An 11,505-nucleotide genomic window follows, 5' to 3' on the forward strand; every position below is an offset into this window, starting at 1 on the left:
TGTGTAAGACCGGCAGTGCCAAGGCATTGAAGGCAACGAACATCGAAGCAGGAACCAGGAAGGTAACGACCTGGGAATCCCCTTCCTTTCCGCCGCAAGGCGGCAGCGCAAGCTGAGGGAGGGGAGGATGTCAATTAGTTCGCATCGTTAAGCGGTGCCTCTTCAGCTGCTGCAGGCGCTACAACCGCAACGGTTTTTTGCTCCCGCGTCCATTTACCCGCTTTTTTATCAATGTACTGAAAGTGCTCGTTGGTAAAGCTGCCCTGGTTACAGGCGTGGCGGTAAGACACGGTAGGCACGTTGGCGTGGGTTAGCCACTGGATAAATACCCCAGGCCCGGTAATGTCGAACACATTAGTCAACTCATTCTGCTTGATATTGACGCTAATTTGTTCAATGAGCAGCGCCAGATTAGGGTTGTTGGGTTTGCTGGCAATAAAGTAGTTACTTAGCTCGCCCTTACGGGTAGTAACATAAAGCTCGTCAATATCGTTAGGTATCACGCTGCCAAGTGGCCAAATGGCGTGGGCATCGATATCCAGGTAGACCCCGCCATGTTTTTGCAGTACCAATAAGCGCCAAAAATCCGCCTGGGCGGCACCAATTTGCAGCCGTGAGTACTGCTGATTAATATCTTTGTCGTAGTGTTCGGCAATGAATGCTTTTCGGGCTTCGGTAATCATAAACCGATACTCAAAGCGCGGGGCCATCAGGCGGTTGAACAGGTAGTTGAGATAAACCGGCAGGGTGACTTTATTGGTAAAGTTGGTTTGCCAAATAATACGTGGAACTACCGAATCATTTTTAGGCGCTAACCAGGGCGCGGAGCGCTCTGGCAGCGTGAAGCGCTTGTTGGGAACAATAGCGTGAAAGACATAGCTGAGTAACTTGGTAATGTTAGCAAATAGCTTAATAAAACGGCTAACAACCACTATCAGCGTTTTGTTGGTGGCAGGCCTTGTAGGCATGAGAATCCTTTTAAATTAGTTCCGTGCGTAACGGTTAAGCGAAGGGGCGTTACCAGCCTCCTTGGCCTTCCAGTAGGCTGCGCATGTTATTGTCGAGCGGTAGCTGGAAATCTGCGCTACCCAATACCATGGCATCGCCAGCGCGAACTACCCGTGCGCTCACATAGAGGTAATCCTGCCCTTGGGCATAAGTTCCCATCAAAATCGAGCGGGCGTTGTGCTGGGCGCTAAGACGTTGAACCTGGCGGGAGAGAATAAGTTCACCCACGCTCTCTTCAATAAACATGCTGTCACGCATTTTGACTTCGCGAACCTGCATGCCTTGCTGTGCCAAAGCGGACGCCATGATCTCCGAGCTAATACGGCCAAAAGTAGAGGATTGGCTTAGGTTATCGATGCTGACAAAGGTAGCGGCAATCATGGGGCTGTAGCGGGTCAGGTCTGGGTTGTTCGCCACCATCTGCTGCGCTGCCTGATGGGCAAGCTGAGAAAGATCAGGTTTAGGCTCTTCCGGTTGGGCATTACTGCCTAGCGTCGAGCAGCCCGTTAGCACCAGCATAGTGAGCAGCAGCATCATTACGCGAATAGGAGCGCACAGAGATCGTAAAGACATAAACATTACCAGGTGTCGGTGATAGAAACTGTTGGCGTGGTGGGCGCTTGGGGAACCCGGTGCGGCGCGTAGTGACGGCGGTCACCTGCATTAATGTAATAGATATTGGAGGAGGAGTAGATGATTCGTTCGCCGTCTAAAATTTGGGTGGTAATAATCACTTCTTCATTGCCGGTATGCGTCCAGCTGCCGCTGGTAATATCGGCAGCAATCGCACCAGGGATAAGCGCTAATGCAGGTTCGCTCCACTGATTATAAGGAATGGTGGCCACAGCAATGCCAGCGGTTAAGGCTGTGAATGCGCCCACGGGCGGGCGTATAAAGCCACGATCTCGATGCGTCACAACTTCAACATCGACATGAATGTTGGCGGTATTCGCTGTGGGAACGGTCATCAATGTCGCGCCGCGTGATACTAGCTCGCTGGTGAGCAAAGTACGAAAGCCCCGACCAAACTCGCCGCCACTATAGGCAGAGGCGCTGCTTTCTTCTGCGGGGGTAATGTAAAAATCACGAAAACGCACGCGTTCGCGCTGTAGGATTTGGGTAGCTTCATGGCGTGCGAGTACATCCCAGTGATGGGCCGCCTGCATGCGCTGCTGTTCCGTGTAAGGGTAAGTGGTGGCGATAGGTGCCTGTGATGTGTTGGCATAAAAACAACCACTCAGCATCAGGCTGACCATTCCCAGGCCAACGGGGCGTAAAAAGTGGACAATGGGGAATGACGTGGGAAGAATGCGCACCTGATAGTTCCTTATCGCTACTAAACAGCTATTTGATAGACTAGTTTGCCATGCTTAGCTTAGATCGGCCACGAGGTTAGAAACTTGAATGAGTGATAACACCCATGCTTGAAGACCACCGCAGCGGCCCACGCCATGATGCGCTGTTGTCTGCGTACCCCGAAGACGAGAGCAATAGCGGCTGGATGATTAGCTACATCGACATTATGACGCTGTTGGTGGCACTGTTTGTAATTATTATCGCCGCAGCTGGGGTGACAAGCCCGGAGTGGTCATCTGCGGATAACCAGGTTGAGCCTGATAACCTCATTGTGCGACCGCTGGAAGTACCGCTGCCAGATGTGTTGGATGAATTTCGTTCACAACGTAGCCCGGTGTTGGCCTCCACCCCTGGAACGCTAAATCCGATGGCGATTAGTGCCGCGCTGGGTGTGGCGGGTTTACCCACCCATTCTGTCTCCACCTTCAGCGTGCCGCCGCTATTAGCACTCCCTGAGCCAGCAGAGCTAACGCCGGCCGATGAGCTACCGTTCGTTAAGACGCTGTCTGAACGCCTGACACCGATCCTTCCTACTCCTTTGGTGCGCATAGAAGAAGAGGTGGCCGCTTCGCCCATGGCAGATTATATGGTGCTACTGACAGATCGCCCCCCGGTTAATGTTCAGGAAATCAGCGATGAGGCCATCAGCAGCGCCCTGGCGCTGGACACAAGCCTGCCTGAGCGCGTTGAAACGTCAGCGTATCTGCCAAATTTAGAGGGCGTAGAGGTCTCCCGTGTGACGGAGGGTATTAGCTTGCGGGTGCAAGATAGGCTGCTGTTCCCTTCTGCTACGGCGGAGCTTACCGAAGGCGGCTCATCGTTGGTGGGTAACCTGCTGGAAACCATTCAGCGCTACGATGGTGAAGTATGGGTAGAGGGGCACTCCGATAGCCAAACCATTAACACGCCGGAGTTTTCATCTAACTGGGCGCTTTCAAGTGCCCGTGCTATCGCCATTGTAGAAGCCTTGGAGGAGGCGGGTGTGGCTTCTGAGCGTTTACGGGCAGTGGGCCTAGCGGCGACTCAGCCGTTAGAAGATAACAGCACGGCAGAAGGGCGTGCCCGTAACCGCCGGGTGGAAGTGGTCATCCATGTGGAGTAGGGCGCACTAGCCAAAGGGTAAGCACAATAAAAAAGCCCGCCGGGGGGGCGGGCATTAAAGGGCTTGGCTCACTGCAGCCCACTGACATCAGGTGAGGGGGTCTACGTGAATGTCAGTGAGTACAACATGAGTATAGCTATTTATGAGATTTTGCCAAGCGCTTGTGCAATTTTTTGTAGGCTTTTAGCTCACCTTTTTTGCACCTATTTGGTGCTTTTCTGATGCGCTTTTTTGGTGCTCAAGCCTTCAGCGCCCTTTCTTTGATTTTAAGTATTTGATTTATATTAGATGAACTTCATTGGCATACATTCTGCTTTATTGCTTATCTGAAAGAGACGCCTGCGTAACGGCTTTTAAGATTGCAATAAGGTGGTGCCATGACCGAACAGACTCGCATTGCACATACTCAGACCGAGTTGCCTGATATAGCGCTGTCGCCCGGTAGTGCTGACCCAGCGCTTCAACCGCGCTTGGTGGTCACTGACCTAGACGGTTCCTTGCTAGACCACCACAGTTATGACTTCTCACCGGCAGCGCCTTGGCTGGCGCGCCTAAAACAGCTGGGCGTGCCCGTTATACCGGTCACTAGTAAAACCCGTGCCGAACTTATTTCCCTGCGTGAAGCGCTAGGCCTGATAGCTACCCCATTTGTGGCGGAAAACGGCGCTGTGATTGGCCTGCCACCGGGCTGGTGTCACGCACGGCTAGACCGCCCAGGTAGTGGTCTGGATGGCGTGGTGGTTAAACACACTGGAGTAGATGTGGGCTTTATCCGGGCACGGCTTAACGTCTGGCGCAAACGCTTGGGCGTTCGTTTTACCCGTATGAGTGAGCTGGATATTACCCAAGTCATGGCGCTTACCGGTTTAGATGAACCCCGTGCCAAGGCTGCCCGAAAGCGTGAAGGCAGCGAGCCGCTTATCTGGGAAGATGACGAGGCCGCGCTGGCAAACTTTCGCTTAGCGCTTGAGGGCGATGGGTTGACGCTGACGCAAGGCGGGCGCTTTTGGCACGTAATGGGCAAAGCCTCTGATAAAGGCAGCGCCGTTGACTGGCTGGTTAAACGATTTACCGCTTTACGGGGTCGTGCGCCGCTCTCATTAGGGCTAGGCGATGGCCCCAATGATATTTCCATGCTCGATGCGGTCGACCAAGCCGTCGTGATTAAAGGCTGCCACGACTTAACTGTCACACCCACGAACACAGCGCTTTATCGCACTAAGGAAACTGGACCAACGGGCTGGGCCGAGGGGGTAGCCCACTGGTGGGGGCGAGACGACCGCCGACTAGCGGCGGTACTTAGCCAACAACCAGAAACGGCCTAACCCAAAAGGGGATCAGCGAATGAGTGACTTTCATCAAAATGGCGTTATCACCGATTTTCATAACCTAACTCGCCGCCCGGTAGAGGCACTGGAGCAGGAACTGAGTCAGTTTGCTAAGCGTCGCCCCATGGGGTTGATACTGCCGTCGCTGTTTTCCGAGCTGGAAGGTCCGGCGCTTTCAGCCATCGTGGATGAGTTAGTGAAGGTGCCTTACCTCAACGAGATTGTAATTGGCCTGGACCGCGCCGACCGTGAGCAATTCTTGTACGCCCGGGAGTTTTTCTCTCGCTTGCCCCAGCATACCCGCATTCTATGGAACGACGGGCCACGCCTACGTGAGTTAGACGCCGAGCTGGAAAGCCACGATCTGGGAGCGTTAGAACCAGGCAAAGGGCGCAATGTGTGGTACTGCGCAGGTTACGTGCTGGCGTCTGGCCGCTCGTCGGTGGTGGGATTACACGACTGCGATATCCTGACCTACGACCGCAGCCTGTTGGCTCGGCTCATGTACCCCGTGGCTCATCCACGTTTTAACTACCGCTTCTGTAAGGGCTACTACCCGCGTATCGCGGAAGGAAAACTGAACGGCCGCGTTTCTCGGTTGATGGTGACGCCGCTGCTGCGGGCACTAAAAACGGTATGCGGGCCGCTACCCTATTTGGACTACTTAGATAGCTTCCGCTACCCGCTCTCTGGGGAGTTCGCAATGCGCAGCGATGTGCTGGAAGGCATCCGTATTCCTGCCGACTGGGGGCTGGAAATTGGCGTACTCTCTGAGCTGCAGCGCAACTACTCCCACCGCCAGCTATGTCAGGTCGATATTGCCGATGCCTACGATCACAAGCATCAGCCCGTTAGCGAAGATGACGCCAAAGCAGGCCTTAACCGCATGAGCCTGGATATCGCGAAAGCGCTGTATCGCAAGCTGGCCACCCAAGGCGTAAGCTTTAGCAGTGAAGACTTCCGCACGCTAAAAGCCACGTACTATCGTTTAGCACTCGATTTGATCGAAGCCTACGACCACGACGCCACCATGAATGGCCTGAGTTTAGACCGTCACTGTGAAGAGCAGGCGGTGGAGTTATTTGCCAGCAACCTGCTGGAAGCGGGCAACCTGTTTTTGGATAACCCCCGCGAACGGCCATTTATTCCTAGCTGGAACCGCGTTCAGGCCGCTGTACCCGACATACTGGCGCGGATGCACGAAGCGGTAGAGTTGGATAACCAGGGCAGGGTGTAGCTGGGAACTGACACTCCTCGCCCGCCGCGCTTCGCGCTTTGGGCGAGGGTTCTGAGATCACCCCCAGAACCTTCCTGCTTCCACACGCCTTCACTAGATAGCAGCTAGGCCGCTGCCCTCCGCTCCGGTCGCTCCACAGGCTAACCCCGCCAGCCCGGCGGTTTGTATATTCCTGGCCGCGTTGATGTCGCGGTCAATGGGATAGCCGCAGCTTTCGCAGTGCCAGTGACGTTGCGACAGCGGCAGTTTCTCAACCTTGTAGCCACAGCCATGACACCGCTTGCTGCTGGGGAACCACTGGCTCACTTTCACCAGTTGGCGCCCCGCCCAGGCGGCCTTGTATTCCAGTTGCCGGACGAACTCACCCCACCCGGCATCGCTAATGGATTTAGAAAGCCGTCTATTCTTGATCATACCAATGATATTAAGTGACTCGACGCACAGGACTTGGTTTTCGTTAATGAGTGCGCGGGTCGCTTTGTGGGTAGCGTCACGGCGACAGTCGGCGATCTTGGCATGTAGCCGTGCCACTTTCCGGCGGTGTTTGTTGCGGTTGTTTGAACCTGTCTGTTTTTTCGCCAACCGGCGCTGCAAGCAGGCCAGCTTCGCCTCGTAGCGTTTCAGATGACGCGGATTGCCCGATTTTGCGCCGTCACTGGTAATGAACAAATCGCTCAAGCCAAGGTCTATGCCGACCGTTTTGGGCGTGACCGGAAGCGCTTTTGGCACGAAATCACACAGGCAACTGATGAAGTAGCGTCCAGCACGATCGCGTGAAATCGTGATGGTAGAGGGTGCAGAGGGTAGTGACCGGCTCCATCGGATGGGTAACGGCGTCTTCGCTTTTGCGATAGTGATCTCACCATCCCGATAGCGGAACGCGGCCTTGGTCAGCCGGATCGACTGCCGGCCATCCTTGCGCTTGAAACGTGGGTAGCGCGCCTTGAGCTTTGGGTTGAAGAAGTTGTCGAAGGCGGCTTTCTGGTCGCGGAGCGTTTGCTGCAGGATCACGCTGGAAACATCCCGCAACCACGGAAACTCCGCCTTTAAGCCCACCAGTCGCTTTTCCGCCGATGAGTGCGAGACCGATTCACCGCGCTGCTGATACGCCTCGGTGCGATAGGCCAGGGTATTATTCCAGACAAAACGGGCACACCCGAACGACTGCGCCAGCAGCTCAGCCTGTTCGGAGGTGGGGTAGAACCGTTCTTTGTAGGCACGCTTTGTCATGCTGTATAAATATCAGGGTAATGAGGCGAAGTCAATCTGGCACCGCTACGCGGTGCGCGCTTGTATCACCGCCCGACTGGGCGATGCTTTACGCGCTGTTTGGTAAGGTAAGCAAGCCCCCGCCTAATTGGGCGGGGGCAGTGCCTATTAAAAGTCGCTGAAGGAGGAGTGAGCCGCTGGCGCGGCAATAGCAGGCTGGTGCGCTTCTTTATTTAACTTAAAGTTAGTCACCAAGTGGCGAAGCTGGGTGCTCAGCTGTGCTAGCTGCTGGGTAGCATGGTTACTCTGCTGTACCAGCCCCGCGTTTTGCTGAGTCATTTGATCCATTTGAGTAACTGCCTGATTGACCTGCTCGATACCGCTGCTCTGCTCAATGGTAGCGGCGGAGATTTCTTGGACCAGAGCACTCAACTGTTGAATATCTTCAACGACGCCTGTAATCACCTTGCCGGTATTGCTCACTTGGCGGCTGCCTTCTACAACTTGGGCGTCCGCATTTTCAATCAGCCCCTTGATCTCTTGCGCGGCAGAAGCAGAACGGCTTGCCAGCTGGCGCACTTCGTTGGCGACGACGGCAAATCCACGGCCTTGCTCCCCGGCACGGGCAGCTTCCACCGAGGCATTTAGCGCCAGAATATTGGTCTGGAAAGCGATGGCATCAATGGTGTTCACGATGCTGCTCATTTGGGTAGCGCTTTCGTTGATAGTAGCCATCGTAGTAATCACCGATGCCATGGCATCGCTACCACGTTGGGCGCTCTCAGCAGTTTTAGTGGCTAGTGTGCGGGCGTGATCGGCATGCTCGGCATTCTGTTTTACTGTCGCCGTCAGTTGCTCCATGCTGGAAGCTGTTTCGGCAAGCGATGCTGCCTGCTCTTCAGTGCGGGTAGAGAGCTCTTCGTTCACGCCCACAATTTGCTCTACCCCGTTATTCACTTGGTCGGCACCGTGGTGTATGTCGCTAATGGTGTCGGCTAGGGTCTCGCGCATGCGGTTAATATCATAAAGCAAACTTTGCTGATCGTTAGTTGAAAGGGACGCGACTTGGGTCAAATCCCCATCGGCGATATGGCGCACCACGGAGGCCGCATAGCGTGGGTCGCCACCTAATCGACGAGCAACATCACGAATAACCCAGCCCATCAACAGAGTCACCGGTATACCAATCACTAACAAAACAATCGCTGAGCGGATTAGCCCGGAGATAAAGGCAGCGTTGATGTCATCCACGTAAACTCCCGCCGCCAACGACCATCCCCATTCCGGTAGATGCGCGACATAGCTAACCTTCGGCACTTGGCCGTCACCGGTAATACGGCGTGAGAAGTAGTCCACATGACCGCCCCCAGCCTGAGCAACGTTAAGAAACGCAGCGTATAAACGTGTACCGCTAGCGTCTTGATAGCTGCTCATATCTTCGCCTCGGGGGCGATTGGGGTGAGACACAATGTCGAGATTATTATCAAAAGCAAAGACATATTCGCCGTCGCCAAAGCGTACGCTGGCAATATTATCAATGGCCCGCTGCTGTGCTTCCGCTTCTGTCAGTTCACCAAGCTCAGCACGTTTTTGTAAGGCCTCAAGCTGCCCATGAACGCTTTTTACAATGTGCTCAATACTGGCGCGACGCTCGTTTTCAAGCGTTTGGCGGTTTTCCCACGCCAACCAGCCTACTAATAGCAGCATCGCTATCCAAATGATGCCAAGTGTGCCCCAAAGCTTCTGCGTCGTTGTCAAACGTTTCATGATGTCCTTGTTAAAAAATTCCAATTAGTAATTAAACCCTGATCTCTATCGGCCAGAATTTTTTATACCTTAGGCTAATTAATAAAAAATGTCTGATCTATGATACCCTTTGAATTCCAAAATGATATAAACATATAATTTTTGTTGCGCTACACTCGCTGTATAGATCCACTGTTAGCAGTCCATCCTCAGGAGGCTCCAGAATGCAGCGCCCTATCGTTACCCACTTCTTTGATGAACCAACCAATACGTTCAGCTATGTGGTGCAAGACCCTGATAGCAGCGCGTGCGCCATTATCGACTCTGTTCTGGACTTTGATTACGCGGCAGGGCGCACTGATATTCGTTCAGCTAATCAAATTATAGCGTTTGTCCGTGAAAAACGGCTGGAAGTGGCTTGGGTATTGGAAACCCATGTCCACGCTGACCACCTCTCCGCAGCGCCGTATCTGCATGATCAGTTAGGAGGCAAAACGGGCATTGGTGCTCATATCGTCGAGGTGCAGGAGATTTTTGGTAAAGCGTTTAATGCAGGCACCGAGTTTGCTCGGGATGGCAGCCAGTTTGATGCGCTATTTAAAGAGAACGATACCTTTGCAATTGGTGCACTAGAGGGGCGTGTACTGCATACGCCTGGACATACACCTGCCTGTTTGACCTATGTGATCGGTGATGCCGCCTTTGTGGGCGATACCCTGTTTATGCCGGATTACGGCACCGCGCGCTGCGATTTTCCTGGCGGCGATGCTCGCACGCTCTACCACTCCATTCAGAAAGTGCTGTCTTTGCCCGAGCAAACGCGGCTATTTCTATGCCACGACTATAAAGCCCCAGGGCGCGAGTTATTTCAGCACGAAACTTCCGTTGCTGAGCAGCGCAAAACGAACGTGCATGTCCATGACGGCATTAGTGAGGAAGAGTTCGTCAAAATGCGTACCGAACGGGATGCCACGTTAGGCATGCCGCGCCTGATTATTCCTTCGGTACAGGTCAATATGCGGGCCGGCGAGCTGCCGCCTGCCGAAGATAACGGCCAGGTATACCTAAAAGTACCAATTAACAGGTTTTAAGCGGCGGTGGGTTTACTTAACGACACATAAATGGGTAGGAAACAGCGATGAAAACGAACGTAGGCGGCATCGACAAAATAGCGCGGATTGCTGTGGGGTTACTGTTAATCGTGCTGACCTTGATGGGCACGATTGGTGTATGGGGGTGGATAGGGGTCGCGCCGTTGGCAACGGGGCTATTCAATTTCTGCCCGGTGTATTCGCTCATGGGTATATCCACCTGTAAAACCAAGCGTTAGGCAACGAGCGTTGGGTAACATAAGGAGCTAGATGTGGACTGGATAGCGAGCCTGCACGGGCTAGTGGGCGGTGTGCTGATTGGACTTTCAGCAGTGTGGCTGATGGGCGCACTAGGCCGCATTGCCGGTATCAGCGGCATTATTGGCGGTTTAATTACTCAGCGGCCTAAAGGAGACAGTGCTTGGCGGGTAGCGTTTTTAGCGGGGCTAATTAGTGGCCCGCTGCTCGTCATGGCCGTTGGGGGTGGGCTGGGGAACGTGGCAGGCGTGCCCAGTGCGGTGATTGGTGAACCTGCAGGCGGTGTGCCGCTTATGTTGTTAGCAGGCCTGCTGGTGGGGATAGGCACGGGGCTTGGCAGTGGCTGCACCAGCGGCCATGGCGTATGTGGCTTGGCGCGGTTAGCGCCCCGGTCTATGGCGGCTACTGGAACCTTCCTGGTCGCGGCCATCGCGACGGTCTATGTGGTACGGCATGTCATCGGAGGTGGGGTATGAGCACACCGGCCGTCAAAACCGCAGCGGGATACCTCGCTGGCCTGCTGTTTGGTTTGGGGCTCGCGATTTCTGGGATGACCGACCCTGCGCGGGTACTCGGCTTTTTGGATATTGCCGGTGCCTGGGACCCAACGCTGATATTTGTACTGGGAGCCGCCGTAGGCACCACCTTTGTGGGCTACCGGTTAGTCTTCGCCCGCGGTACGCCACTGTTTAGCACCAAATTCCAACTGCCGACCAAGCAAGAGCTAGATGCCAAACTGTTAGGCGGAGCGGCGCTGTTTGGGGTGGGCTGGGGGCTTTCCGGTTACTGCCCTGGGCCTGCCATTGCCTCCATTGGTGGGCTAACGCTGCCGCTTCTTGCACTGCTGGCGGCGATGGTGCTGGGCTGGTTTATTGCCCAGCGTATCGCTCGCTAAGTGAGCAACTCCGTTCACGATGACGCCCTTACTTTCCCTGGTAAGGGCGCTTTTTTTGATCTGGTGCAAGGGTTTGGCCAAAGGGCTTAACGTTCGGTTAATGCACGTTTGTCATGCTGCTTCCATCACAAGGAAACCGCTATGCACGGAGTTATTGTCAAATTCTGTGTATGGCCGGTCAGGCGGCAGTCCTGTCTGACTGATCGGTCAAGGGTTCGCCATCCTTGAACTGGACGTTGTTCACGACCAGCTCCAGCTTGTTGAACCCCTTGATC

General features: G+C 54.4%; 12 protein-coding genes. 7 read left to right on the plus strand and 5 right to left on the minus strand.

What is annotated here, in order from left to right; translation table 11 throughout:
• Positions 1 to 134: 134 nt before the first annotated feature.
• Genes NH344_RS17250 through NH344_RS17260 form a run of 3 tightly spaced genes read right to left on the minus strand, consistent with a single transcriptional unit; the run spans position 135 to position 2,324 of the window.
• A complete protein-coding gene (locus tag NH344_RS17250; protein ID WP_253028209.1) occupies positions 135 to 968 on the minus strand; it encodes a glycosyltransferase in 834 nt (277 codons plus the stop codon).
• Between the two features lie 49 nt (positions 969 to 1,017).
• Complete coding sequence (locus tag NH344_RS17255; protein ID WP_230835199.1) at positions 1,018 to 1,581, minus strand: FlgO family outer membrane protein; 564 nt, start codon at positions 1,579 to 1,581, stop codon at positions 1,018 to 1,020.
• Positions 1,582 to 1,586: 5 nt separating this feature from the next.
• Positions 1,587 to 2,324 carry a hypothetical protein gene (locus NH344_RS17260; protein ID WP_330165786.1) on the minus strand — a complete coding sequence of 246 codons (738 nt, stop codon included), beginning with the start codon at positions 2,322 to 2,324 and terminating at the stop codon, positions 1,587 to 1,589.
• 104 nt (positions 2,325 to 2,428) lie between these two features.
• Between NH344_RS17260 and NH344_RS17265 the strand changes: the two genes are divergently transcribed.
• From NH344_RS17265 to NH344_RS17275, 3 genes are all read left to right on the plus strand, one after another.
• Positions 2,429 to 3,466: an OmpA family protein gene (locus NH344_RS17265; protein WP_253028210.1), complete on the plus strand. Its 1,038-nt coding sequence runs from the start codon at positions 2,429 to 2,431 to the stop codon at positions 3,464 to 3,466.
• A 377-nt stretch (positions 3,467 to 3,843) separates the two neighbouring features.
• The gene (locus NH344_RS17270) at positions 3,844 to 4,791 is read left to right on the plus strand and encodes an HAD-IIB family hydrolase (protein ID WP_253028211.1); all 948 of its coding nucleotides are present in this window, start codon (positions 3,844 to 3,846) and stop codon (positions 4,789 to 4,791) included.
• Between the two features lie 19 nt (positions 4,792 to 4,810).
• Positions 4,811 to 6,031 carry a glycosyl transferase gene (locus tag NH344_RS17275; RefSeq protein ID WP_172416320.1) on the plus strand — a complete coding sequence of 407 codons (1,221 nt, stop codon included), beginning with the start codon at positions 4,811 to 4,813 and terminating at the stop codon, positions 6,029 to 6,031.
• Between the two features lie 93 nt (positions 6,032 to 6,124).
• Here NH344_RS17275 and NH344_RS17280 read toward each other — a convergent pair whose 3' ends face one another.
• Both NH344_RS17280 and NH344_RS17285 read right to left on the minus strand, forming a co-directional pair.
• Positions 6,125 to 7,261 carry a transposase gene (locus NH344_RS17280; protein WP_253028212.1) on the minus strand — a complete coding sequence of 379 codons (1,137 nt, stop codon included), beginning with the start codon at positions 7,259 to 7,261 and terminating at the stop codon, positions 6,125 to 6,127.
• Positions 7,262 to 7,408: 147 nt separating this feature from the next.
• Entirely contained in the window at positions 7,409 to 9,007 is a 1,599-nt protein-coding gene (locus NH344_RS17285) for a methyl-accepting chemotaxis protein (RefSeq protein WP_044630673.1), read from the minus strand.
• 203 nt (positions 9,008 to 9,210) lie between these two features.
• On the opposite strand from NH344_RS17285, the gene NH344_RS17290 reads away from it, so the two are divergent.
• From NH344_RS17290 to NH344_RS17305, 4 genes are read left to right on the plus strand one after another with little or no spacing between them, the layout of a single operon-like run.
• On the plus strand, positions 9,211 to 10,077 hold the full coding sequence (locus NH344_RS17290) for an MBL fold metallo-hydrolase (protein ID WP_044630672.1): 867 nt from the start codon (positions 9,211 to 9,213) through the stop codon (positions 10,075 to 10,077).
• 47 nt (positions 10,078 to 10,124) lie between these two features.
• The gene (locus tag NH344_RS17295) at positions 10,125 to 10,316 is read left to right on the plus strand and encodes a DUF2892 domain-containing protein (RefSeq protein ID WP_044630671.1); all 192 of its coding nucleotides are present in this window, start codon (positions 10,125 to 10,127) and stop codon (positions 10,314 to 10,316) included.
• 33 nt (positions 10,317 to 10,349) lie between these two features.
• Positions 10,350 to 10,811 (plus strand): membrane protein, encoded by a 462-nt coding sequence (locus NH344_RS17300; RefSeq protein WP_044630670.1) that lies wholly within the window; start codon positions 10,350 to 10,352, stop codon positions 10,809 to 10,811.
• A complete protein-coding gene (locus NH344_RS17305; protein ID WP_044630669.1) occupies positions 10,808 to 11,230 on the plus strand; it encodes a DUF6691 family protein in 423 nt (140 codons plus the stop codon). The genes NH344_RS17300 and NH344_RS17305 overlap by 4 nt, the downstream gene beginning before the upstream one ends.
• Positions 11,231 to 11,505 lie beyond the last annotated feature (275 nt).

The sequence above is a fragment of the Halomonas sp. Ps84H-12 genome (assembly GCF_024124725.1).
GTDB lineage: Bacteria > Pseudomonadota > Gammaproteobacteria > Pseudomonadales > Halomonadaceae > Vreelandella > Vreelandella aquamarina.